Source organism: Geodermatophilus sp. CPCC 206100, from assembly GCF_048569675.1.
Taxonomy (GTDB): Bacteria; Actinomycetota; Actinomycetes; order Mycobacteriales; family Geodermatophilaceae; genus Geodermatophilus.
Window position 1 is genome coordinate 61196 of sequence record NZ_JAQISV010000036.1, and the last position, 23129, is coordinate 84324.

Annotated in this window: 18 protein-coding genes, 1 pseudogene and 1 riboswitch; of the genes and pseudogenes, 8 read left to right on the plus strand and 11 right to left on the minus strand. The window is 76.9% G+C overall.

Annotated features, from left to right (window positions below):
- Window positions 1-37: 37 nt before the first annotated feature.
- From PGN05_RS16995 to PGN05_RS17020, 6 genes are all read right to left on the minus strand, one after another.
- Window positions 38-1045 (minus strand): anti-sigma factor RsbA family regulatory protein, encoded by a 1008-nt coding sequence (locus PGN05_RS16995; RefSeq protein ID WP_419753744.1) that lies wholly within the window; start codon window positions 1043-1045, stop codon window positions 38-40.
- 92 nt (window positions 1046-1137) lie between these two features.
- Window positions 1138-6261 carry a SpoIIE family protein phosphatase gene (locus PGN05_RS17000; RefSeq protein ID WP_419753745.1) on the minus strand — a complete coding sequence of 1708 codons (5124 nt, stop codon included), beginning with the start codon at window positions 6259-6261 and terminating at the stop codon, window positions 1138-1140.
- A 108-nt stretch (window positions 6262-6369) separates the two neighbouring features.
- Window positions 6370-6858, minus strand: a complete 489-nt coding sequence (locus PGN05_RS17005; RefSeq protein ID WP_419753746.1) for a hypothetical protein — start codon at window positions 6856-6858, stop codon at window positions 6370-6372.
- Window positions 6859-6878: 20 nt separating this feature from the next.
- The gene (locus PGN05_RS17010; protein ID WP_419753747.1) at window positions 6879-8459 is read right to left on the minus strand and encodes a methyl-accepting chemotaxis protein; all 1581 of its coding nucleotides are present in this window, start codon (window positions 8457-8459) and stop codon (window positions 6879-6881) included.
- A gap of 135 nt (window positions 8460-8594) precedes the next feature.
- Window positions 8595-9677, minus strand: a complete 1083-nt coding sequence (locus PGN05_RS17015; RefSeq protein WP_419753748.1) for a class I SAM-dependent methyltransferase — start codon at window positions 9675-9677, stop codon at window positions 8595-8597.
- A gap of 52 nt (window positions 9678-9729) precedes the next feature.
- A complete protein-coding gene (locus PGN05_RS17020; protein WP_419753749.1) occupies window positions 9730-10869 on the minus strand; it encodes a class I SAM-dependent methyltransferase in 1140 nt (379 codons plus the stop codon).
- Window positions 10870-10949: 80 nt separating this feature from the next.
- On the opposite strand from PGN05_RS17020, the gene PGN05_RS17025 reads away from it, so the two are divergent.
- Window positions 10950-11153 carry a hypothetical protein gene (locus tag PGN05_RS17025; protein ID WP_419753750.1) on the plus strand — a complete coding sequence of 68 codons (204 nt, stop codon included), beginning with the start codon at window positions 10950-10952 and terminating at the stop codon, window positions 11151-11153.
- Window positions 11150-11839: an alpha/beta hydrolase gene (locus tag PGN05_RS17030; RefSeq protein ID WP_419753751.1), complete on the plus strand. Its 690-nt coding sequence runs from the start codon at window positions 11150-11152 to the stop codon at window positions 11837-11839. Before PGN05_RS17025 ends, PGN05_RS17030 begins: the two co-directional genes overlap by 4 nt.
- Window positions 11840-11892: 53 nt before the next feature.
- Here PGN05_RS17030 and PGN05_RS17035 read toward each other — a convergent pair whose 3' ends face one another.
- The 3 genes from PGN05_RS17035 to PGN05_RS17045 form a co-directional block, all read right to left on the minus strand.
- Window positions 11893-12912 (minus strand): 1-aminocyclopropane-1-carboxylate deaminase, encoded by a 1020-nt coding sequence (locus PGN05_RS17035; protein WP_419753752.1) that lies wholly within the window; start codon window positions 12910-12912, stop codon window positions 11893-11895.
- Complete coding sequence (locus PGN05_RS17040) at window positions 12899-13561, minus strand: GntR family transcriptional regulator (protein WP_419753753.1); 663 nt, start codon at window positions 13559-13561, stop codon at window positions 12899-12901. The genes PGN05_RS17035 and PGN05_RS17040 overlap by 14 nt, the downstream gene beginning before the upstream one ends.
- A gap of 153 nt (window positions 13562-13714) precedes the next feature.
- Complete coding sequence (locus PGN05_RS17045; RefSeq protein WP_419753754.1) at window positions 13715-14221, minus strand: VOC family protein; 507 nt, start codon at window positions 14219-14221, stop codon at window positions 13715-13717.
- Window positions 14222-14407: 186 nt separating this feature from the next.
- Here PGN05_RS17045 and PGN05_RS17050 point away from each other — a divergent pair, with 186 nt between their 5' ends.
- The 6 genes from PGN05_RS17050 (at window position 14408) to PGN05_RS17075 (ending at window position 19828) form a co-directional block, all read left to right on the plus strand.
- Entirely contained in the window at window positions 14408-15697 is a 1290-nt protein-coding gene (locus PGN05_RS17050; protein ID WP_419753755.1) for an Nramp family divalent metal transporter, read from the plus strand.
- Window positions 15698-15824: 127 nt separating this feature from the next.
- Window positions 15825-15928, plus strand: a riboswitch (TPP riboswitch).
- Window positions 15925-16533, plus strand: coding sequence for an ECF transporter S component (locus PGN05_RS17055; RefSeq protein WP_419753756.1), 609 nt, complete (start codon window positions 15925-15927; stop codon window positions 16531-16533). (Overlaps the previous riboswitch by 4 nt.)
- Before the next feature lie 38 nt (window positions 16534-16571).
- Entirely contained in the window at window positions 16572-17975 is a 1404-nt protein-coding gene (locus tag PGN05_RS17060; RefSeq protein ID WP_419753757.1) for an ABC transporter ATP-binding protein, read from the plus strand.
- Complete coding sequence (locus PGN05_RS17065; protein ID WP_419753758.1) at window positions 17972-18733, plus strand: energy-coupling factor transporter transmembrane component T family protein; 762 nt, start codon at window positions 17972-17974, stop codon at window positions 18731-18733. The genes PGN05_RS17060 and PGN05_RS17065 overlap by 4 nt, the downstream gene beginning before the upstream one ends.
- A gap of 20 nt (window positions 18734-18753) precedes the next feature.
- A complete protein-coding gene (locus PGN05_RS17070; protein WP_419753759.1) occupies window positions 18754-19284 on the plus strand; it encodes a DUF1697 domain-containing protein in 531 nt (176 codons plus the stop codon).
- 118 nt (window positions 19285-19402) lie between these two features.
- Window positions 19403-19828, plus strand: coding sequence for an ATP-binding protein (locus tag PGN05_RS17075; RefSeq protein WP_419753760.1), 426 nt, complete (start codon window positions 19403-19405; stop codon window positions 19826-19828).
- A 13-nt stretch (window positions 19829-19841) separates the two neighbouring features.
- Here PGN05_RS17075 and PGN05_RS17080 read toward each other — a convergent pair whose 3' ends face one another.
- Together PGN05_RS17080 and PGN05_RS17085 are read right to left on the minus strand one after the other, a co-directional pair.
- Window positions 19842-21890: a SpoIIE family protein phosphatase gene (locus PGN05_RS17080; RefSeq protein ID WP_419753761.1), complete on the minus strand. Its 2049-nt coding sequence runs from the start codon at window positions 21888-21890 to the stop codon at window positions 19842-19844.
- A 735-nt stretch (window positions 21891-22625) separates the two neighbouring features.
- Window positions 22626-23129, minus strand: a pseudogene (locus tag PGN05_RS17085) (hypothetical protein); the annotation flags it as partial.

Sequence of the window (23129 nt, forward strand, 5' to 3'; positions counted from 1 at the left end):
TCGACGCGTCAAGGACGGAGCGGGGTCGGGAGGGAACTCAGCGCAGGCGGGTGGTCAGCCGGACGGTGAACCCGTCGGGGCCGGGCAGGAGGTCCACCACGTCCCAGAGCTTGCGGGCCAGCCACAGGCCCATGCCGCCGCGGCTGAGGTCGTCGCCGTGGGCCGGCTGGAACCCGGCCAGGGGGTCGCCGAAGGACCGCCCCGCGTCCCTGATCGTGCAGACGACGAGGGTCCCGTCGGTCCAGATCCGCGCCGACACGGGACGGGTGCCGTGCCGGAAGGCGTTGGCGGCCACCTCGCTGGTGGCCAGGTGGAGGTCCTCCCGCTGCTCGCGGTCGGGGACGAGGGCGGTCAGCGCGGCGCCGATCCGGTGCCGCAGCCCGGCCAGCGCGGGGGCGTCGTCGACCGCGAGGACCGGTTCGGTGTCCTCGATCGGCTCACGCGGGACCGGCAGCGCCGCCACGTAGGACCGCGGCTCCTGGAACGCGGGGCTGACCGCCCAGGTGCTCCCGGAGACGAGCTCGGGGTGGGTGTGCGCGACGCTGTCGACGACCGGCTCCGGCAGCCGGCGCCGGTCGTACAGGCACAGCGTGGTCACCGCGGCGTCGCGCATGAAGCGGTTGCACGCCGACTCGAAGCGCAGGCCCTCCCGCCACCCGGCGGAGGAGGCCTCGAAGTCCACCTCGGACAGGATCCGCAGCCGACCGGACCCCTGGCCCGCGGCCCGGGCGACGAACCCCCGGGCCCGGCCGAGGGCGTCGGGGGCCCGGGCGCCGAGCAGGCTGAGGGCGCGGTCGGACTCGACCTGCCGGCTGCGCTCGCCGAGCTCCGCGCAGATCCGGTCGGCGGTCTCCGGCCGGCAGGTCAGCGCGACCAGGTCACCGGCCCGCAGGCCGGCGTCCAGGAACGGCAGCGCGACCGCCAGGAGCTGCGCCCGGGTGTCGACGACGGCGGCGGCGTGGCGGAAGGGGACGGGGTCGGGCGGACCGCTGCGCTGGTCGGGGAGGACGGCCGGCGACAGGTGCTCGCCGACCACTCGCTCCACCCGCCCGTCCTCTCTCCGGCCGGGCTCCCGGCCCCACCGCACCGACTTCCTGTGTCCTGCCAGCGGGTCCGCCGCCAGGGCGGTCGCCTCCGTCACGGGGACGGTGGCGCGGCCTCCCCGGCCATCTGTTCCCCCAGCCCGGCCAGAGCGAGTATGCGCGCTGGGGGCGTGCCCTGCTCGGTCTGCACCCGGAGTCGCACGCCCGCGTCACCCGCCTGGGCGAGGGCCTGCAGCACCACCCCGATCCCCGCACTGGCCAGATACGTCGTCGACCGCAGGTCCAGGGTCGCCGACGAGCCGCGGGGCACCCCCTCCAGGCACCGCGCCAGCTGCTGCCGGAGCGGGCCGGCCGCGACCAGGTCCACCTCTCCCACGACCGCCAGGCGCAGGCCGCCCGGCTCCTCGTGGACCACCAGGCGCACGGCGTCATCCTCCAGCGGCGGCGGGACCGCGCGCACCGACCGGGTGCCCGCGGACGGTCCTCCGGTCGGGATCCGGAAGCGGACGGTCGTGCCGCCGCCGGCCGCGCGCAGCACCTCCACGTCCGCGGCGAGCGCGGAGATCAGCTCCAGCCCGCGCCCCCGGTGGCCGCGGTCCTCGGGCGGCGGGCGCCACACGCCCGAGTCGTGCACCTCCACCCGCACCCCGCCGTCGAGGTCGCGGGCCACCCGGTAGGCGCAGGTGCCGTCGCCGGCGCCGGCACCCGCGCCGGCGTAGGCGTGCTCGACGGCGTTGGCCAGGGCCTCCCCGAGGGCGAGCTGGAGGTCGTCGACGGTCTCGGCGGGCAGGCCGGCCGACGCCGCCCAGGCCCCGACGGTGCGGCGCACGCGGGCCAGCCGCGCGGGGTCGGCCGGCAGCCGCTGCTCGACCGGGCCCGGCAGCAGCCGGGCGGCGATCACGGCGACGTCGTCGGGCTGGTCGGCGTCGGCCAGGACCTCGGTGAGCAGCCGCTCGGTGAGCCGCAGCGGATCCGCCCCGGCGTGCCGGGCCGCGGCCGCCGCCACGCGGTCCAGCCCCTCGTCGAGCACCTCGCCGCGCCGCTCCACCAGGCCGTCGGTGTAGAGCAGCAGGGTCGCGCCGGCCGGGATGTCGATGCGCCCCTCGCGGTACGGCGGACGGCCCGGGGCACCCAGCACCGCGCCGGAGCCGGCCTCGTCGAGCAGCCGGGCACCGTCCGCGGTCACCAGCAGCGGCGGCGGGTGGCCGGCCCGGGCCCACCGGACCGCGCCGGTCTCGCCGTCGAGGACGAGGCAGGCGGCGGTGGAGGCCAGCGCGCCGGGCAGCCGGGCGGCGAACCGGTCGAGCAGCTCCAGCGCCTCCGCGGGCCCGGCGCCCTGCAGCAGCGCGGCGGACAGGGCACTGCGCAGCTGGCCCATCACGGCCGCGGCGGCCGGGCCCTGGCCGACGACGTCCCCGACCGCGATCGCCACGCGGTCGTCCTCCAGTTGGACGACGTCGTACCAGTCCCCGCCGGCCTGGCTGCCCTCCGCACCGGGGAGGTAGTGCGCCGCCAGCGCGAGCCGCTCCAGCCGTGGCAGCTCGGCCGGGAGCAGGCTCAGCTGCAGGGTCTCGGCGATGCCCCGCTCGGCGCGGTACAGGCGGGCGCGGTCCAGGGCCTGCGCGCACTGCTCGGCGACGGCCAGCAGCATCGCCCGGTCGGTGGCCGAGAAGCGCTGCACCGTCGGCCAGGCGACGGCGACGACGCCCGCGACCCGGCCCGCGACGATCAGCGGCAGGCCCACGTTGGCCGCCAGCCCGTAGTCCCGGATCGCCGCGGCCAGCTCCGCGGGCAGCTGCCGGCCGTCCGGCGCGACCGCCGAGACGTCCTCGATCCAGAGCGGGCGCCGGTCGGTGACCGCGGCCGTGGCCACCAGCGGCGCCGACAGCGGCAGGCTCTGCCACAGCCGCTGCCCCTCCTCGGTCCCGCCGCTGATGGTGAGCGCGGCCAGGGCCCGGTGCGAGGGGTCGAGCTCGTACACCGCCACCCGGCTGTCGTCCCCGGTGAGCGCGCGGATGTGCCCGGCGGCCGCGGCGGCCACCTCCACCGGCGTCGTGGCCGCCGAGAGCTCGGCGGTGGCCCGCTGCAGCAGGGCGAGCCGTCGGGCCGCCGCACGTTCGTCGGCGAGGAGCAGCGCGTTGTCGACGGCCAAGGCGGCCCGGGTGGCGATCTCCTCGGCCAGCACCCGGTCGTCGTCGGTGTAGGGCGGCGCGTCCACCCGGCGGCCGAGGGCGAGGACGGCGAGCACCCGGCCGCGCACGGTCAGCGGGAGGGCGAGCACCGAGGCGATCGCCAGCGGCGGCGCCAGGGCCGGGTGGTCCTCACCGAGGTCGGTCGCCCCCGCCAGGACCGGGTACAGGACCGACCGCCCGGTGCGCACCACCTCCGGGCCCACCCCGACGTCGGGGTCCACGTCGGCGAGCGCGGCCTCGCTCCGGTCGTCGAGCCCGGCGACGCCGGTCCACCGCAGCCGGCGGTCCTCGTCGACCAGGCGGACGGTGCACAGGTCGGCCAGCCGGCGGTCCACGACCAGCCGGGCCAGCGCGTCGAGCTGGTCGTCGAGGGTGGGCTGGCCGTCCAGCACCGCGCCGACGTCGGCCAGCAGCGTCTGGCGCTCGGTCTCCCGCATCCGGGCGTTGATGTCGGTGCAGCTGCCGACGTGGCCGGCGAAGCCGTCCCCGGCGCCGATGGGGACGGCGCGCTCCAGCAGCCAGTGGAACGCCCCGTCGCTGCGGCGGAGCCGGAACTCGACCTCCCACCCCTCCCGGGCGGCGCGCGCCGCCTCGACCGTCGCCGCGTACCGGGCGCGGTCCTCGGGGTGCAGCCCGTCGGTCCAGCCGGAGCCCAGCTCGTCCCCCGCCGTGCGCCCGGTGTACTGCGGCCAGCCGCGGTTGACGAACACCCGGTTGCCCTCGGGGTCGGCGACCCAGATCAGCGCCGGGGCCAGGTCGGCCATGGCGGTGAACCGCTCCTCGGCCGCCATCCGGACCCGCCCGAGCTCCAGGTGCGCCCCCACCCGGGCCAGCAGCTCCTGCGCGGAGAAGGGCTTGACCAGGTAGTCGTCGGCGCCGGCGGCCAGGCCCTCGACCGCCGCCTCCTCCCCGGCGCGCGCGGAGAGCAGGACGACGGGGACCCGCGCGGTGCGGGTGTCCGCGCGCAGGGCGGCGAGCAGCTCGACGCCGTCCAGCTCCGGCATCATCACGTCGCTGACCACGAGGTCCGGCGGGTCGGCGAGGGCCGCCTCGAGGGCCTGCCGGCCGTCGGCGACGGCCAGGACGTCGTACTGCGGGGCCAGCAGCCGGACGACGTAGTCGCGCATGTCGGCGTTGTCGTCGGCCACGAGCACGCGGCCGGCCCCCGTGCGCGGAGCGATCGGCGCGCCGTCGGCCCGGCCGGCGTCGGTGGGCACCCAGCGCAGCGCCTCGGCGACGAACGGGCTCGCCCCGCCCGAGACCCCGGGCGCGTCGGGGGGCGGCTCGCCCAGCTGGTCGGCCGGCAGGTGGGCGGTGCCGAAGGGCAGTGTGACGGTGAACGTCGCCCCGGCGCCGGGGGTGCTGTCCACGTCGATGCTGCCGCCGTGCAGGCCCACCAGCTCCCGCACCATCGCCAGCCCGATGCCGCTGCCCTCCCCCGAGCGGCCGCGGGCGTCGGCGACCCGGTGGAACCGCTCGAACAGGCGGGGCAGCTCGTCGGCGGGGATGCCGGTGCCGGTGTCGCTCACGGTCAGCCGCGCCGCGTCACCATCCCGGCGCAGCAGCACGGTGATGCCGCCGGCGAAGGTGAACTTCAGCGCGTTGGACAGCAGGTTGAGGACGACCTTCTCCCACATGTCCCGGTCGACGTGCACCGGTTCGCCGAGCGGCCGGCAGTCCACCGTGAACGCCAGTCCGGCCCGGGTGACCGCCGAGCGGAAGACGCTGGCCAGCTCGGCGGTGGTGGCGGCGAGGTCGACCGGCACGAAGCGCGCGTCGATCCGCCCGGCCTGGATGCGGGAGAAGTCCAGCAGGGTGTTGACCAGCTTGCCCAGCCGCAGCGCGTTGCGCTCGATGACCTCCAGCTCCTCGCGGACGCGGGGGTCGGCCTGCGCGACCGGGTGGGTGCGCAGCGCGGCCACCGGCCCCGCGATGAGGGTCAGCGGGGTGCGGAACTCGTGGCTGACGTTGCTGAAGAAGTCGGTCTTGGCGCGGTCCAGCTCGGCCAGCGCCTCGGCCCGGCTGCGCTCGGCCTCGTAGCTGCCGGCGTTGGCCAGGCCGGAGGCGATCTGGTTGCCGACCAGCTCGATGAAGCCGCGGTAACGGTCGTCGTAGCGGCGGTGCGGGTTGAGCCCGGCGACCAGGAAGCCCGCGACCGGCCCGGCCTCCCGGGCCGAGGACGCGATGGGGACGGCCACCGCCTGCGCCGGCCGCCGCTGCCACGCCCCGGTGGGCAGGCCCGGGAGTCGCACGGCGAGGTCCTCGAGCAGCGCCTGCTCCCCGGCCAGCACCCGCTCGACCGGCCAGATGTCGTCCTCCGGCCCGAGGCTGACCGGAGCGGCGGCCGAGCCGGGCTCGATGCCCGCCGCGGCGGCCAGCCGCGCCGTCCCGGTGTCGTCGAACAGGTAGACGAGGCTGAAGGGCAGGTCGGCGAGCGTGCGGCCGAGCTGCTCCTGCACGACGGCCAGGACGTCGGGCCGGGTGCGGGTCGTGGCCACCGCCGCGGCGAGGTCCCCGAGGATGGCCATCCGGCGCTCGCCGACGACCCGCCCGGTGGTCTCGGTGACGACGCAGAACATCCCCTCGGTGCGCCCGCCCTGGCTGGTCAGCGGGCTGTAGGAGAAGGTGTGGTAGGTCTCCTCCGGGTACCCGCTGCGCTCGAGGAAGAGCAGCAGGTCCTCGTCCCAGGTGGCGACGCCGGTCCGCAGGACCGACTCGATCCGCGGGCCGATGTCGTGCCAGATCTCGGCCCAGACCTCGCTGGCCGGCCGGCCGAGCGCCCACGGGTGCTTGGCCTGCAGGGTGTCGTGCCGGTAGGCGTCGTTGTAGAGGAACGCGAGCTCCGGCCCCCAGCCCATCCACATGGAGAAGCGGGAGGTCAGCAGGATCCGGACGGTGTTCCGCAGCTCGGGCGGCCAGCCCTCCGGCGGCCCGAGCGGCGTCTGCGCCCAGTCACGCTCGGCCATGGCGCGGCCGACCTCGCCGCCGTCGGCGAACAGCGACCGAGCGGGTGCGTCGCCGGTCACCGCTCCATCACGTGGGGGATGGTAGGTGCCCCTGCCGCACCCGGGCCGCCGAGGGGCGGACGCCGGGACCCCCGCGGGCCGCCCCGGGAGGAGGCCGCCGGCGCCCCCTCAGGAGCGCTCCGGCCCCTCGACGCCGATCCCGCCGAACAGGACGTCGGCGTGGATGCGCAGGTCCGCGCCGCGCTCGTCGTCGGTCCGCTCGACGCCGGCGCCGCGGCCGAGGCCGATCCCGCCGGCGCCGCGGAAGGCCCACCACACCCGCCAGCCGGCGGGCACGCGCACGCCGAGCCCGCCCATGAACGCGCGCACCGTCAGGTCGATGCCGCCGGGCACCCGGTCCAGGCCGGTGAGGTCGAGCTCCCCGCCCCCCATGACCAGGTCCAGCCGGACCCGGGTCAGCTCCGGGTTGGCCGGCCGCAGCCGCACGCCGCCCACCGCGACGACCCGCCGGATGCCGGCCGTCGTCTCGTCCCCCTCGTCCTTGCGGCGGGCCACCAGCCGGCCGGTGACCGCGACGGCGGCCTGGACGCCCCACCAGGCGAGCAGCCAGGGCAGGACCCTCCGGAGGGCGGGGGGCAGCGAGCGCGGCGTCGTCATGGCCGACAGCCTGCCCGATGTCAGTACTGGAAGCGGGCCACCGAGGCGCTGAGCGCGGAGGCCATGCGCGCCACCTCGTCCATCGCCGTCCGGGCGTCGCCCATCGCCCGGGTGGTCGCGCCGGCGGCACCGGCCACGGCCGTGATGTTCTCCGCGATCTGGCCGGCCGACAGCGCCGCCTCGGCCACGTTGCGGTTCATCTCCGTGGTGGTCGCCGTCTGCTCCTCGACGGCCGCGGCGATGGTGCCCTGCGAGTCGTTGATCAGGCTGATGATCTGCGAGATCTCCCCGATCGCGCGCACCGCCCCACCGGTGTCGGCCTGGATCGCCTCGACCCGCGCGGTGATGTCCTGGGTCGCCTTGGCGGTCTCCTGGGCCAGCTCCTTGACCTCGTTGGCGACGACGGCGAAGCCCTTGCCGGCCTCCCCGGCGCGGGCGGCCTCGATCGTGGCGTTGAGCGCCAGCAGGTTGGTCTGCTCGGCGATCGCGGTGATCACCTTGACCACGCCGGCGATCTCCATCGAGGACTCCCCGAGCTTGGCCACGGTCGACGTGGTCGAGTCGGCGGCGTGGACGGCCTGGGAGGCGACCCGGGCGACCTCGCTGGCGTTGCGGGCGATCTCGCGGATGGAGGCGCCCATCTCCTCGGAGCCGGCCGCGACGGTCTGCACGTTGACCGAGACCTGCCCGGCGGCGTCGGCCACGACGCCGCTCTGCACGGAGGACTCGTCGGCCAGCCGGGTCATGTCCTGCGCGGTCGCCGACAGCTCCTCGGTGGCCGAGGCGAGCGTCGTCGTCGTGTCGCCGATGCTGGTGAGGACCGACCGCAGGTTGCCCATGGAGGCCTCCAGGGCGGCGGCCATCCGGCCGACCTCGTCGCGGCTGGTGATCCCGGTCGACCCGCGCAGGTCGCCCTCGGCCAGCCCGGCGAGGACGGCGCCCACCCGGTGCAGGGGTCGCACGACCGAGCGGGTGACCACCCAGCCCAGCAGGGCCAGGACCAGCACGCCGGCCACGGCGACGACCAGCGCCAGCGTGGTGGCCGTCGAGCGCTGCTCGGCGGCCTCCTCGGCGGCCGCGGAGGCCGCCGCCCCGACGGCCTCGCCGACGGAGGGCAGCTCCTCCTCGAGCACGCCGAAGGCCTCGTCGAACTGCGGGTAGGCGCCGCGGGCGGCGACGGGGTCGGTCCCGGCCTGGGTGACGATCGCGTCGGCCGAGCGCAGGTAGGCCTCCACCTCGGGCGTCACAGCCGTCACGGCGGCGGTGACGTCTGCGCCCACCCCGGAGCCGGCCACCTCGGCCAGGACCTCCCGGAGGGTGGCGGCGTGGTCGGCGAGGTCCGCCGCGGCGGCGGCGTGCTCCGGCCCCCGGGCCAGCAGCGCCGCGAGCACGTCACCCCGGACGGCGTCGTGCATCATGTCCGCCTCCAGCGCCTGGCCGGTGGCGGTCGTGGTGGCCAGCAGCTCGTCGGTGCGCTCACCGGTCCCGTGCAGCGACTGCACCGTCAGGACGGCGAAGACGGCGAGGGCCAGGGCCCCGGCGGCCACGAGGGTGGCGAGCTTGACGCCCAGGGGACGGTCGGACCAGAGGTTGCGCGCCATCAGGGCACTCCTGCATCGCAGCGATCGGCGCGGAGGTGCGCGCCGTTGGCACCCTGATCGGCGCGATGGTGGAGCGACTACAGCGGAACTGCTTCGATCTTCATAGACTTTCTCGTTCCGTTTCTGTGATCGCGCTCACGGCAGCAGCCGGTAGAAGCGGAAGACGTCGTTGGCGATCGGCAGCCCCTCCACGCCCGCGAAGCCGGCCGAGCGGGCGTACCGCTCCAGCGTGGCCGGCCGCATGACCGTGCCCGTGGCGACCGACGGCTGGGTGGACCGGCCGTCGGGGAGGCAGGCGAGCAGGCTGTAGCCGTACATCAGCCGCTCGACGTCGTCCCCCGGAGCGGTGAACCGCTCGGCCACGCGCTCGTCGACCACCAGCACCGTGCCGTCGGGGCGGACCATCCGCCGCATCGCGGCGAGGACGGCGACGGGGTCGGGCATGTCGTGGACGCACTCGAAGGCGGCCACGAGGGCGTAGCGGCCCGCGGTGTCCGACAGCGCGCCCACGTCTGCGACCTCGAACCGCACGCGGTCGGCGACCCCGGCCGCCTCGGCGTTGCGCCGCGCCGCCGCCACCGAGGGGGCGTCCACGTCGTAGCCGTCGACCTCCACCCGCGGGTACGCGCGGGCGATCCCGACGGAGGACCACCCCATGCCGCACCCGACGTCGGCGACCCGGCCCCCGGCGCGCAGGGCGTCGTCCACCCCGGGGACCCGGGGCAGGTCCTCGGTGGCGAGCGGACCGAGGAAGTAGGGCCGGTTCGCCGCGGCCTGGGCGTCCCGCGCGTCGTCCATCTCGGCCCAGCCCAGCCCGGCGCCGGTGCGGTAGGCCCCGACCAGCCGGGGCACGTTGCGGGTGAAGGCCAGGGCGGCGCGGGCGAGGGGCGGCATGAAGGAGGGGTCCAGCTCGTCGACGAGGACACCCCGGTGCTCGAGGGGCAGCGTGTAGCGCCGCGCGTCGGCGTCCGCGGCGACGTCGTCCACGGTGAGGTAGCCGGCGACGGCCTGCTGCTCCAGCCACTCCCGCGCGTAGCGGGCGTCGGTCCCGGTGCGCGCGGCCAGCTCCGGAGCGGTGGCCGGGGCCTCGGCCAGCGCGCGGTACCACCCCAGTTCGCTGCCGAGGTGCACCGCGGCGAGCTCGAGCGCGCCGATCACCGACCCGAGGATGCGGTCGGCCAGCGGAGCGGCGGCGGGGGGCGTCTCGGTGGTCGTCATGCCAGGGCAGCGTGGCCGGGACCGGCGCACCCGGACAGGGACCTCCGCCCCTTCAGCGGCGGGTGGAGACCGTGACGGTGAAGCGCCGGTCGGACGCGGCGACCCGGGTCGGCCCGACCAGCCGGCGCAGCGCGGCCCGGTGCGGCAGCTGGTTGTTGTAGACCGTCCACAGCTCCCCACCCGGACGCAGCACCCGGGCGGCGGCCGCGAACAGCCGGTCCGCGGCGCCGGTGACGACGGCCGCACCGAGGTGGAACGGCGGGTTGCAGACGACGAGGTCCACGCTCGCGTCGGGAACTCCGGACGCCGCGTCGTCCCGGGCCACCTGCACCCGGTCGGCCACGCCGTTGGCCGCGGCGGTCGCGACGGCCGACGCCACCGCCGCCGCCGACTGGTCGCTCGCCGTGACGGTCATCCCCGGGCGGGCCAGCGCGAGGGCGGTGGCGAGGACGCCGGTGCCGCAGCCGAGGTCGAGCGCGGTGCCGGCGTCCGCGGCCGCCTGCGGCAGGGCCGCCAGCAGCGCCCGGGTGCCGACGTCGACCCGCGTGCCGGCGAACGCGGCGCCGTGCGCGCAGACGATGAGCCCGAGGTCGGCGTGCGTCTGCCGGCGCGGGTAGGACGGCGCGACGCCGGGCCGGGGTCCGCGCGCCACCAGCACCCGGGACTTCTGCCGGGCCAGCGTCGCGGAGACCTCGGCGAACCCGGCGCCCAGCACGTCGTTCATCGCCAGGGTCATGTGCTTGACCCGGCCGCCGACGAGGACGGTGACGTCGGGAGCCGCCGACCCCGCCGCGAGCTCGGCGATCTCGCGCAGGGCGTCGAGGCCCTTGGGCGCCTTGGCGAGCACGAGCCGCGCGCCGGCGAACAGCTCGGGCGTGAGCGCCATCGACCGGTGGGTCCCGGCCAGCCCGCTGCGCTCCGCGTTGCGGGCCAGCGCGAGCTCGCCGACGAGGAGGTCCTGCCCGACCCGCACGTCGCGGGCCCCCGCGGTCACGGCGCCGAGGGTGAGCGCGCCGTGGGCGTCGTCGACGACGACCACCTCGCCCGGGCCCGCGGCGGCCAGCGGCCCGGCCGCCTCGTCGAGCAGCAGCCGGTCGGTGGCGTCGACCGCGACCAGGTCCGGCGCCTCGACGTCCGGCTCCCGCCGCAGCTGCGCGAACAGCTGTTCCAGGGCGGCGTTGGTCACAGGCACAGGAAGCAAGCGTAGGCGCGGGACGGCGAGCGGTCCTCCCGTCCGGTTCGCCGTCTCCCCGGGTGGGCAGGAGGACCGGCATGTGGCTGTTCTTCTCCCGCCGACTGCGCACCTGGCTGGTGCTCACCGTCCTCGTCCCCCTGGCGACCGGGCTGCTCCGCCGCGTCGGGCACGCGCTCGAGCGCCGGACCGGCCCGACGCAGCTCACGCGGGGCCTGTACCGGGTCGGCGACCTCGGCGACCGGGCCCGCGCGACGCTCCGCGGCGGGCGCCGGCGGCGGTGACCGCGGGCGGCGCTCCCGCGCTGGACCACCTGCCGGCGCGCGCGCCGACCCGCGCGGTGGCGGTGTTCTGCCACGGCGGGACGGTGGCCAGCGTCGAGCCGCCCCGCGAGCGCGCGCTGTCCCTGCTGCGGATGCGGGCGATCGAGCAGTTCGTCCGCGCGGCCGGAGGCGACCTGGGCCTGGACACCTACGTCGTCCGGTACCGGGTGGCCGGCTGGAACGGGGTGGCGGCCGACGCCTACGCCGACGTCCGGTGGGCGCTGTCGGAGGTCCGGGCCCGGCACGGGTCGGAGGTGCCGGTCGCCCTGGTCGGCCACTCGATGGGTGGTCGCGCCGCGCTGCGCGCGGGTGGGGACGCGTCGGTCCGCACGGTGTGCGCCCTGGCCCCGTGGACGCCGCCCGGCGAGCCGGTCGACCACCTGCGGGACCGCACCGCGTTCGTCCTGCACGGCCGGGGCGACCGGTGGGTCCCGGCGGCGCTGTCGGCCGACTACGCCGTCCGGGCCGAGCGCGCCGGCGCCCGCATCGCGCGGTTCACCATCGCGGGCGGGCACAGCATGGTGCGGCGGGCACCGGTGTGGCACGCCTTCGTGCGGGACGTCGTCCTCGCCGGGACCGGCCTGGCCCCGTGGCGGGCGGACCTGCGCGAGGCCCTGGAGCGCCGGGAGCTCGCCGCTCCGCTGTGAGGTGGTCGCGCCCTGGGTGCGGACGGCGAGGTCTCGCCGTCCGCACCCCGCTGCTACGAGAAGAGGGCGCTGTAGCCGTTGAGGGCCGGCTGCCCGCCGAGGTGGGCGTAGAGCACGGTGGACGACGGGTCGATCTCGCGGCGCCCGACCAGGTCGACCACCGCGGCCATCGACTTCCCCTCGTACACCGGGTCGGTGACCATGCCCTCGGTGCGGGCGGCCAGCTCCATCGCCCGGATCGTCGTCTCGTCGGGGATGCCGTAGATGCCGGCGGAATAGCGCTCGTCGAGCTCGACGTCCTCGGCGGTCAGCTCCCGGCGCAGGCCGACGAGGGTGCCGGTGCGCTGGGCGATCCGCAGCACCTGGTCGCGGGTCTCGGTCGGCTTGGCGCTCGCGTCGATGCCGAGCACCCGCCGCGGCCGGGCGCCGTCCTCCTCGAGCTTGGCGAACCCGGCCACCATCCCCGCCTGCGTCGACCCGGTGACCGAGCAGACGACGACGGTGTCGAAGAAGACGCCCAGCTCGTCCTCCTGCGCCGCGACCTCCTGGGCCCAGTCGGCGAAGCCCAGCCCGCCGAGCGGGTGGTCGCTCGCGCCGGCGGGGATGGCGTAGGGCTTGCCGCCGCGCGCCTCGATCTCGGCGAGCGCGGCCTCCCAGCTCTCCTTGAACCCGATGCCGAACCCGGCCTTGACCAGGCGGACGTCGGCCCCGGCCAGCCGGCTGATGAGGATGTTGCCGACCTTGTCGTACACCGAGTCCGGCCAGTCGACCCAGCTCTCCTGCACCAGCACGCACCGCAGCCCGGCGCGGGCCGCGACCGCGGCCACCTGCCGGGTGTGGTTGCTCTGCACCCCGCCGATGCTCACGAGCGTGTCGCAGCCCTGGACCAGCGCGTCGGCCACGAGGTACTCGAGCTTGCGGGTCTTGTTGCCGCCGAAGGCGATGCCGGAGTTCACGTCCTCCCGCTTGGCCCAGACGGCGGCGCCGCCGAGGTGCTCGGTCAGCCGGTCCAGCCGGTGCACCGGCGACGGGCCGAACAGCAGCGGATAGCGGGGCAGGTCAGTCAGCGCCATCGGGGGTCTCCTCGGTCAGCTCGGACAGCAACGCCGTCCAGATCTCGGTGGTGGTGGCGACGGCGGCGTCGACGTCGGGCGCCGCGCAGGCGGCGATCAGGCGGTCGTGCAGGTCCACCGACTCGCGGCCGTGCGCCGCGGCGAACCGGGCGCGCTCCAGCCGGCGGACGGCGGGGGTGAGCCGCGCGACGGTCGCGGTGAGCGCGCCGTTGCCGCAGCGGTCCAGCAGCACGCCGTGCAGGTCGTCGTCGGCGGCCAGCGCGGCGTCGACGTCGCCGGACGCGACCGCCGCCGCGAAGCGCTCGTTGGCCGCCCGCATGGCGGCGAGGTCGCCGGGTGACACCGCGGGCACCGCCTCGCGGGTGGCCAGCTCGTGCAGCACCCGGACGACGACCGCGGCGTCGTGCACCTCGCGCACCCGCAGCGGGGTCACGCGCGTGTGGCTCTGCGGCTTGGCCTCGACCAGGCCCTCGTCGGCGAGCCGGGCCAGGGCCGCGCGCACCGGGGCCACCGACAGGCCGAGGTCGCGGGCCAGCTCGGCGTCCTTCACCACCGCGCCGGGCGCGAGGACGCCGGCGACGATCGCCTCGCGGATGCGGGCGAGCGCGACGTCGCGCAGCAGCACGCGGCCGACCGGAGCGAGGGACACGGCTGACATCTCAGATGTCAGAAGTGCTCCAGTCAAGGCCCGTGCGAGTCGGCGCCGGGGGCACACACCGTGGATCCGAGGGACGCAAGACCACGATGTGTGCACAGACCGCGAGAGCGAACCCTCGCTCGTGAGGGCGGGAGGAGTGCGCCCTCAGACGGAGACGCCGACCCCGCCCCGGGTGTGCGCGCCGTAGCGGGCGGCCTCGCGGTCGAGGTCGAGCGGCGCGGTCATCGCCGCACCCTGCACGAGCTCGGGGGTGAGGAACTCGGCGGGCACCAGCCAGGAGACCTCGAACTCCAGGCCGTCCGGGTCCTGCGCGTACAGCGCCTTGGTGGTCGCGTGGTCGGACATCCCCACCAGCGCGCCGGCCTCGCGCAGGGCGTCGCGGATCCGGGTCAGCTCGGCGAGGGTGTCGACCTCCCACGCCAGGTGGTACAGGCCGACGGTGCGGCGGCCCGCCTCGGAGGAGCCCGCGCCGGCGCCGATCTGGAACAGCCCGAGGTCGTGGTCGTTGGTCGACCCCTCGGCCTGCAGGAACACCGCCGCGCCGGGGATCTCCATCTTCGCGCGGAAGCCGAGCACGTCCCGGTAGAAGGCGTGGCTGCGGGCGACGTCCCGGACGTAGAGGACGGCGTGGTTGAGGCGCTGGACCGGCATGACGTGCTCCTGCTCGCTGGACGACCGGCCCAGTCTGCGCCACGGTGCTTGACGGTTCAAGGACCACCGGGCGCCCTCAGGGCAGGCTCACCTCGGCCCCCGGGGGCCACGGGTTGGCCCGGGTGTGACACCGGCCCCGGGCAGATCAGGAGCGACCACCCACCTGCTCCCCGCTGCGAGGCCGCCGTGTACCTGTCGAAGACCGAGGCCGCCGCCCTGCCGACCACGCTGGTCGGCACACCGACACGCACTCCCGCGGGGACCGGACGACGGCGGATCTGGCCGCTGCTGGGTCCCGCGTTCGTGGCCGCGGTGGCCTACGTCGACCCGGGCAACTTCGCCACCAACTTCTCCGGCGGCGCCTCGTTCGGCTACACGCTGCTGTGGGTGATCGTCGCGGCCAACCTCATGGCGATGCTCATCCAGTCCCTGACCGCCAAGCTGGGCCTGGCCACCGGCCGCGACCTGGCCACGCTGTGCCGGGAGAACCTCCCCCGGCCGGTGACCAGGGGGCTGTGGCTGCAGGCCGAGGCGGTGGCGATCGCGACCGACCTGGCCGAGATCGTCGGCGGCGCGGTGGCGCTCAACCTGCTGTTCGGCGTGCCGCTGCCGATCGGCGGGGTGATCACCGCGGTGGTCGCGTTCGTGCTGCTGGGCGCGCAGTCGCGCGGGCACCGGCCCTTCGAGCGGGTGATCGCCGGCCTGCTGCTGGTCATCGGCCTGGGCTTCGGCTACACGCTGGTCAGCTCCGGCGTGGACGTCGGCGGCGTGGCCGGGGGCATGGTGCCGTCCTTCGCCGGCTCGGAGAGCCTGCTGCTGGCCACCGGCATCCTCGGCGCGACCGTCATGCCGCACGTGATCTACGTGCACTCGGCGCTCACCCCGGGGCGCTACGGCGACGTGGTCACCGCCGGGCGGACGGCGCAGGGCCGCGGGCGGCTGCTGAAGGCGCAGCGGATCGACGTCCTCGTGGCCATGGGCCTGGCCGGCCTGGTCAACGCCGCGATGCTGGTCATCGCCGCCCAGCTGTTCACCGCCGACGACGGCATCGCGTCGCTGGAGAGCGTGCACGCGGGACTCGGTGACCAGCTGGGCACCGGAGCGGCGCTGGCCTTCGCCCTCGCCCTGCTCGCCTCGGGCTTCGCGTCCTCCTCGGTCGGCACGCACGCCGGCCAGGTCGTGATGGCCGGCTTCCTCCGCCGGCACATCCCGGTGCTGACCCGCCGGCTGATCACGCTGGCCCCCGCACTGGCGGTGCTCGTGCTGGGCGGCGACCCGACGACCGCGCTGGTCTGGTCGCAGGTGGTGCTCTCCTTCGGCATCCCCTTCGCCCTGGTGCCGCTGCTGTGGCTGACCTCCCGCCGCGCCGTGATGGGCGCGTGGGTGAACCGGCGGGTCACGACCGTGGCCGGCAGCGCGGTGGCCCTGCTGATCATCGGCCTCAACGGCTACCTGCTCGTCGACCTCGTGGCCTAGGCCGACCTCCCGGTCGGTTTCCCGGAAAACCGACACCCACGGTCGGTTTCCCGGAAAACCGACACCCTCGGTCGGTTTCCCGGGAAACCGACCCGGACGGCGGGGGTTAGGGTGGACGGCACAACCGAACACACAGCAGGGGAGCGCTCCGGCGCTGAGAGTGCGGGCAACCGCAGACCCTCGAACCTGATCCGGGTCATGCCGGCGCAGGGAGTCTGGAGGAACACATGGCCGAGCAGGCCGTCCGCCCGTCGTCGTCCGACCGGCCCAGCGCCCGCTGGCGCACCGTCGACATCGTCGTCACCGCCGTCCTCGGCGTCGCCTTCGGCATCGTCTTCTGGGCCTGGGGGCTGCTGTGGGCGGCCCTCGACGCGGTGTTCACCGCGTTCCCGCCCGGGCAGGCCGTCATGTACGGCGTCTGGCTGGTGCCCGCCGTCCTCGCCCCACTGGTCGTCCGCAAGCCCGGCGCCGCTCTGTTCGCCGAGCTGATCGCGGCCACCGTCTCGGCGATGCTCGGCTCGTCGTGGGGCACGCTCGTGCTGGTCTACGGGCTGCTGCAGGGCCTGGCCGGCGAGGTCGGGTTCGCCGCGTTCCGCTACCGGCGCTTCGGCTGGCCGCAGGCGCTGCTGGCCGCCCTGTGCGCCGGCGTCATGGCCGCCGCGCTCGACCTCGTGAACTACTACCCCGACTGGACCGGCGGCTGGAAGACCACCTACCTGCTGCTGGTCGCGGCGAGCACCACGCTGGTCGCGGGCCTCGGCGGCGTGGCGCTCACCCGCGCCCTGGCCGCCAGCGGCGCGCTGTCGTCGTTCGCCGCCGGCCGGACCCGGGTCTGAGCACGGGCGGCGCCCCGGCCGCCCGCGTCCCCGCCGCGGTGCGGCTGACCGGCTACGGGTTCCGGCACGCCAGCCGGCGCGCGGCGGCGGTGGCCGACCTCGACCTGCGGGTCGAGCCCGGCGAGCGGGTGCTGCTCACCGGCCCCTCGGGCGCGGGCAAGTCGACGCTGCTGCACGCCCTCGCGGGGCTGCTCGGCCCCGACTCCGGCGACGCCACCGGGGTCCTCGACGTCGACGGCCGGCCGGCGCACGAGGTCCGCGCCCGGACGGCGATCGTCTTCCAGGACCCCGACGCCCAGCTGGTCATGACCCGGGCCGGGGACGACGTCGCCTTCGGCCTGGAGAACGCGGGCGTGCCGCGGGAGCGGATCTGGCCGGCCGTCGACCGGGCGCTGGCGGAGGTGGGCTTCCCGTACGGCCGGGACCGCGCGACCGCGGCGCTGTCGGGCGGGCAGAAGCAGCGGCTGGTCCTGGCCGGGGCGCTGGCCGGGCGGCCCGGCCTGCTGCTGCTCGACGAGCCGACCGCGCAGCTGGACCCGGACGGCGCGGCGCTGGTCCGTGACGCCGTCGCGCGCGTCGTGGCCGACCGCGGCACCACGCTGCTCGTCGTCGACCACGACGCGGCGGCCTGGCTCCCGCTGGTCGACCGCGTGGTCGAGCTGCGGCCCGGCGGCGGCGCGGTGCAGCAGCCGGCCGGGTGGCGGCCGGCCCCCCTGCGGCTGCCTCCCCGCACCCCGCACCCGCCCGGCGCGGTGCTGCTGCGCGCGGAACGCGCCGGGTACACCCACCGCGGCAGCGCCGTCCCGGCCCTGCCGCCGACGGACGTCGCCCTGCCGGCCGGCCGCACCCTGGCCGTCACCGGGCCCAACGGCACCGGGAAGTCCACCCTGGCCCTGCTCCTCGCCGGGCTGCGCGGTCCGACGACCGGGCGCGTGGTCGCCGGGCCCCGGCTGACCGCCGGCCTGCGCCGACCCGAGCGGCCGCCGCACCGCTGGCGGGCCGACGAGCTGGTCGCCCGCACCGGCACGGTCTTCCAGCACCCCGAGCACCAGTTCCTCACCGGCCGGGTACGCGACGAGCTGGCGCTGGGTCCGCTGCGGGCCGGCTCCGGGGACGACGCCGCGCACCGGCGGGCCGACGAGCTGCTCGAGCGGCTGGGGCTGGCCGCGCTCGCCGAGGCCAACCCGTTCACGCTCTCCGGCGGGCAGCAGCGGCGGTTGTCGGTCGCCACCGCGCTGGCCACGCGGCCGCCGCTGGTGGTGCTGGACGAGCCGACCTTCGGGCAGGACCGCGACACCTGGGCGGAGCTGGTCGCGCTGCTGGCCGAGCAGCAGGACGCCGACCGGGCCCTCGTGCTGGTCACCCACGACGCGGCCGTGGTCTCCGCGCTGGCCGACGACGTCCTCGACCTGCGCCCCTCGGGGAACCCGGTGGCCGCGTGAGCCTCCCGCTCGCCCTCGGCCCGGTCCGGGAGGTGCCATTGTCGCGGATCAACCCGGTCGCCCAGCTGGGCGCCATCGCCGTCGTGCTGCCGGTGCTGCTGGTCAGCGGCGACCTGTTCACCCCGCTGCTCGTGCTCGCCGCCGAGTGCTGCCTGCTGCCGGCGGCCGGCCTGGCCGCGCCGCGGGCGCTGCTGGCCCGCACCTGGCCGCTGCTCGTGGGCGCCGCCGGCGTCGCGTGGGTCAACGTGGCCTTCGGGGACGACGGCGCCGGGTGGGCCTCGGCGGCGGGGCTGGCGGTGCGGGTGCTGGCCCTCGCCCTGCCCGGTGTGCTGCTGGTCGCCGCCACCGACCCGGTGCGGCTCGCCGACGCCCTCACCGTCCACTGGCGGGTCTCCACCCGCTTCGCCTACGGCGCGCTGGCCGCCCTGCGGCTGGTGCCGCTGCTGGCGGCCGAGTGGGAGACCATCCGGCTGGCCCGCCGGGCCCGCGGCATCGAGCCCGGCCGCAGCCCGCTGGCCCGGCTGCGGCTGTTCGCCGGCACGGCCTTCGCGCTGCTGGTGGGGGCGGTGCGCCGCGGCTCCCGCCTGGCGACGGCGATGGACGCGCGGGGCTTCGACTCGGGGATCGTCCGCACCAACGCCCGCGGGTCGACGCTGCACCGCCGCGACGCGGCGTTCGTCGTCGCCGCCGTCGTCGTCTGCGCCGCGGCGGTCGCGGTCAGCGTCGCGGCCGGCTCCTGGACGCCGGTCTTCAGCTGACCGGGGCTACGGTGCGGCAGGTGACCCGCTCCGTCGTCCTCCTGCGCGGGATCAACCTCGGCCGGGCGCGCCAGGTCGGCATGGCCGAGCTGCGAGAGGCGCTCACCGCCCGCGGCCACGAGGGCGTGCGCACCCACCTGCGCAGCGGCAACGTCGTCCTCGACAGCCCGCTGGACGAGGCCGCGCTGACCCGGGACGTGGAGGAGGCGGTCCGCGCCCGCTTCGGGTTCGACGTGCCGGTCGTCGTCCGGACCGGCGCGGAGCTGGCCGCGGTGGTGGCCGCGGACCCGCTCGGGGCCGTCGCGACCGACCCGGCGCGCTACCTGGTCACCTTCCTGCCGCGGGAACCCGATCCCGAGCGGGTCGCCGCGCTGCCGGCCGCCGACGCCGGGGAGTACCGGGTCCTCGGGCGGGAGCTGTTCCTGTGGCTGCCCGACGGGGTGACCACCACCCCCGTGGGCGCCTGGGACTGGGACCGGCTGCTCGGCGTCCCCGGGACGGCGCGCAACTGGAACACGGTCCGCAAGGTCGCCGCGCTGGCCGCCGTGTGACACCGATGACAACCAGGTTTAGCCGCCCCCTGCCGGACGCATACGCAGGTGTTCGACCTGCCCGCGTGCCGCGGGCGCCGCGCTCCGTGCGCCGGCCAGCACGTGAGGGGACCATCGGGTGACACGCGGAACGGCCGGGCCGATCTGGCCGTCCGCGACCCCGCCGCCGTGCCACCCGGACCTGAGCTGGGACCTCGACGACGTCGCCGAGCTGCCCCGCGTCCGCGGCGAGCTGCGCCGCCACCTCGACGACCCCGGCCTCACCGACCTGCGCGACCGGCTGGTGCTGGCCCTGGACGAGATGGCTTCCAACGCCCTGCGGCACGGCGGCGGGGGCGTCGTCCGGGCGGTCGTGGGCTCGACCGGCGACGGCTGGCTGATCGAGGTCTCCGACCGCGCGGCGGCGACCCCGCCGGCACCGGCGGTGGGCCGTGACCCCAGCGAGGGCGGGCTGGGCCTCTACCTCATCGCCGAGCTGGCCGTCCGGCACGGCTGGTACGTCGGGGACGGCGCCAAGCACGTGTGGGCGCTGCTCGCACCGTGACCCCCGCGCCGACTCACCCCTGGGGGTGCAGCCGGATGGCGACCAGCGCGATGTCGTCCTGCAGCCCCGCCGGGCGCAGCCGCTCGATGACCGCGTCGCAGAACTGCTCGAGGGGCAGCCGACCCAGCTCGGCGAGCGCGCCGCGCAGCCGGGCCACTCCGTCGTCCAGCGGAAGGTCGCGGCCCTCCACCAGCCCGTCGGTGTAGAGCAGCACGGTGGCGCCCCGGCGGAAGGTCACCACGGTCTCGGTGCGGGCCGCCGACGCGTCGACGCCGAGCATGAGCTCGGCGCGCGGCGTGGACAGCTGCTCCACGCGGCCGTCGTCGTGCAGCAGCAGCGGCGGCGGGTGCCCGGCGTTCGACCAGCGCAACCGGGTCAGCCCCGCGGCCCGCTCCTCGGGCGTCTGCTCGACCCGCGCCACCGCCGCGGTGGCCATGGTGCCCATCCCCAGGCCCTGGACGGCGGCGTCCAGGTCGGTCAGGACCCGCGCCGGACCGATGCCCGGCCGGTAGGCGATCCCGCGCAGCAGGCCGCGGAGCTGGCCCATCGCCGCGGCGGCCGCGGCGTCGTGGCCGACGACGTCCCCGATGACCAGCACGGTGGCCCCGTCGGGCTGCACGAACGCGTCGTACCAGTCGCCACCGACCTCGGCGGCCTCCATCGCCGGCCGGTAACGGACGACGATCTCCGCGGAGTCCGGCGCCGGGGGCGCGGTGAGCAGGCTGCGCTGCAGGTCCTCGGCGATCCGGCGCTGCTGGTCGTAGAGGCGGGCGTTGTCCAGGGCCAGCGCGACCCGCGAGGCGACCTCCTGCGCGGCGGCGACGTCGTCGGCGTCGGCCTGCGGGCGGTCGTCGGACCGGTAGATGCTCAGCGCGCCCAGGGTCCGGCCCCGGGCGGCCAGGGGCAGCGTCACCGCCGACCTCGGCGCGAGGGTCCAGAAGGCCTCGCTGGCCGGTCCCGGGGGGAGCGTGCGGCCGATCACGGTGCCGACGTCGTCGACGGTCAGCGTCCGGCCCGACGCCAGCGCGCGCATGACGGGGGCGTCGGAGGGGATCGAGGCCAGCCGCAGCACCGAGTAGCGGCCGACCGCGTCGCGGGCGGCCGGGTCGCGGTGCCAGGAGGCGACGTCGCGCATCCGCCCGTCCTCGCCGGAGAGGGTGAGGATCACCCAGTCCCCGAGCACCGGCACGACGGCCTCGGCCACCCGCTGCAGCGCCGCCTCCTCCTCCGCACCGGTGGTGAGCGCCTCGCTGGTGACGGCCCCGACCGCGGCGATGAGCGCCAGCCGGGCCCCGCTCGCCCGCGCCCGCTCCTCGGCCGCCCGGCGCTCGGTGACGTCGAGGAAGTACACCGACAGCCCGTCGGGGCCGGGCCAGGCGCGCACCTCGTACCAGGCGTCCAGGGGGGCGGGGTAGTGGGCCTCGAACACCCGCTCCTGGCCGCTCTCCGCCGCGCCGCGGTAGTTGACCTCGAAGTCGCTGCCGACGGCCGCCGGGTAGAGCTCCCAGATGGAGCCGCCGAGCAGCTCCTCGCGGGGGCGCCCGAGCACCCGCTCGGCCTCGGCGTTGACGTAGGAGAAGCACCAGTCCCGGTCGAGGGCGAAGAACGCGGCGCTCATGCTCTCCAGCACGCGGGCGACCCGCGCCTCGGCGTGCCGGTCCCGGGTGGTGTCGTACCCGGCGCCGACCAGCCGGACGGCCGCCCCGTCCTCCCCGGCGAGCGCCCGGCCGCGGCCCTGGACCCAGCGGGTGTCGCCGGTGGGCAGGACGACGCGGAACTCGGCGTCGTACTCGCCGCAGGTGTCGATGGCCTCCTGCAGCGCCTCGAGGGTCCGGTCGACGTCGTCGGGGTGCAGGCGGGCGGTGAAGGCCTCGATCGTGCCGCCGAAGCAGCCGCGGTCGTAGCCGAAGATCTCCAGCAGCCGGTCGTCCCAGACCAGCCGGCCGGTGGCGAGGTCCCAGTCGAAGCTGCCGATGCCGGCCGCGTCGATGGCCAGCGAGAACCGGAGCTCCAGGCCCGGGTCGGGCAGGGGGTCGCCCAGGCGCGACCGGTCCAGGCTCACGTTGCACTCACTCGCAATCCGGGGGGCGGCGGCGTGCCCACGCGGCGGGGTCTCGTCGTGGGCGCCCGAGAGCGCGCTCCCACGGGCGGACGGACCGGTCCTTTGTCTCACGCCGGGGTCGCCCCGACAAGCGCTGTGGCCGAACGGACACCGGAGACGCGGCCGCGGGGCGGGCGCCCTCCGGTCCGGAGAGGGCGCCCGCCCCGCGGCGGGTGCGGACGGTGTCCGCGGATTCCGACGTCCACGTCGCGGCCGGCCGGCGTCCGGGACCGCGGTGCCCGGTCGGTCCGTCGGCGGCGTCGGCCCCGGCGGCTCCAGCGGTCGACTCCCCGACGCCCGCACGGAGGCGGCGTCCCGTCCTCGACAGCTCCGGGCCAGGTCGGTGCCGGTCAGAGACCCGGGGTACGGGTACCGGCGCGGACCTGTCGTCGTCCGACGGCTCCCGTCGCCGTCCGGTCGTGCCGCGGGTCGGTCGCCGCCTCCGGGGAGGGTCCGCGCGCTGCGTGGGGGCGCAGTCGGCGGGGGTCGAGGCGGACGACCGGTGGTGCGGAACGGCCAGGGCGGCGGGAGGGGCTCCCGTCGGGGACTGCCAGGGGCGGTGCGAGGTCGGTCGGGAGGAGCGGAGTCCAGGGGTCCGACGGGCGCGGCCACCGGAGGAGGCGGTGGCCGACAGCCGGCGGGCTGGCGGGCGGTGCGGTCGGACGGCGGGTGCGGCTCGGCGGGGTCGCACCGGGGTCAGCCGGACGGCGATCCGCGGGCGAGCGGGGGCCCGGGGTCACCGCGTGTCCGGGCCGGGGAGGAGGCCCGAGGGCTCGCCGGCCGCCGCGCGGAGCTCGCGGTCCCCGGTGCGGGAGCGGGCCGCGGTGCCGGCACCTGCCGGGCGAGCGGGGCGACCACCGGGACGCGGGAGGGGGCGGCCGGCCGGGAGACCCGGGCCGGAGGAGCCGGCCGGGGGACCCCGGCCGGACGGAGCGCCGCGGCGGGGTAAGGCGCCGCGGGCCGGATCGTGGGGGTGCTGGGCAGCTCGGTGAGGACGACGGGGGCGTCGGCGCGGGGCGCCGGGGCGGCCGGGGTGGCCGGGCGGCCCCAGGCGAGGTTCTCGCCCTGCGGGCCGGCACCCCAGAGGGCCAGCCGGCGGACGAGCGCGCGCAGCCGGACCCGCAGCGGCGGGCGGGGCGCCGCGGCCGGCTCCGCGACGGGGGCGGGGACCGCGGCGGGCGCGGCGAAGTCGGAGGCCAA

Excerpts from the sequence above, each read along its gene's own strand:
- PGN05_RS17055 (WP_419753756.1), top strand. The coding sequence starts at position 15,925 with ATGGCCGAGCAGGCCGTCCGCCCGTCGTCGTCCGACCGGCCCAGCGCC.
- PGN05_RS17005 (WP_419753746.1), bottom strand. The coding sequence starts at position 6,858 with ATGACGACGCCGCGCTCGCTGCCCCCCGCCCTCCGGAGGGTCCTGCCC.
- PGN05_RS17025 (WP_419753750.1), top strand. The coding sequence starts at position 10,950 with ATGTGGCTGTTCTTCTCCCGCCGACTGCGCACCTGGCTGGTGCTCACC.
- PGN05_RS17010 (WP_419753747.1), bottom strand. The coding sequence starts at position 8,459 with ATGGCGCGCAACCTCTGGTCCGACCGTCCCCTGGGCGTCAAGCTCGCC.
- PGN05_RS17035 (WP_419753752.1), bottom strand. The coding sequence starts at position 12,912 with ATGGCGCTGACTGACCTGCCCCGCTATCCGCTGCTGTTCGGCCCGTCG.
- PGN05_RS17015 (WP_419753748.1), bottom strand. The coding sequence starts at position 9,677 with ATGACGACCACCGAGACGCCCCCCGCCGCCGCTCCGCTGGCCGACCGC.
- PGN05_RS17045 (WP_419753754.1), bottom strand. The coding sequence starts at position 14,221 with ATGCCGGTCCAGCGCCTCAACCACGCCGTCCTCTACGTCCGGGACGTC.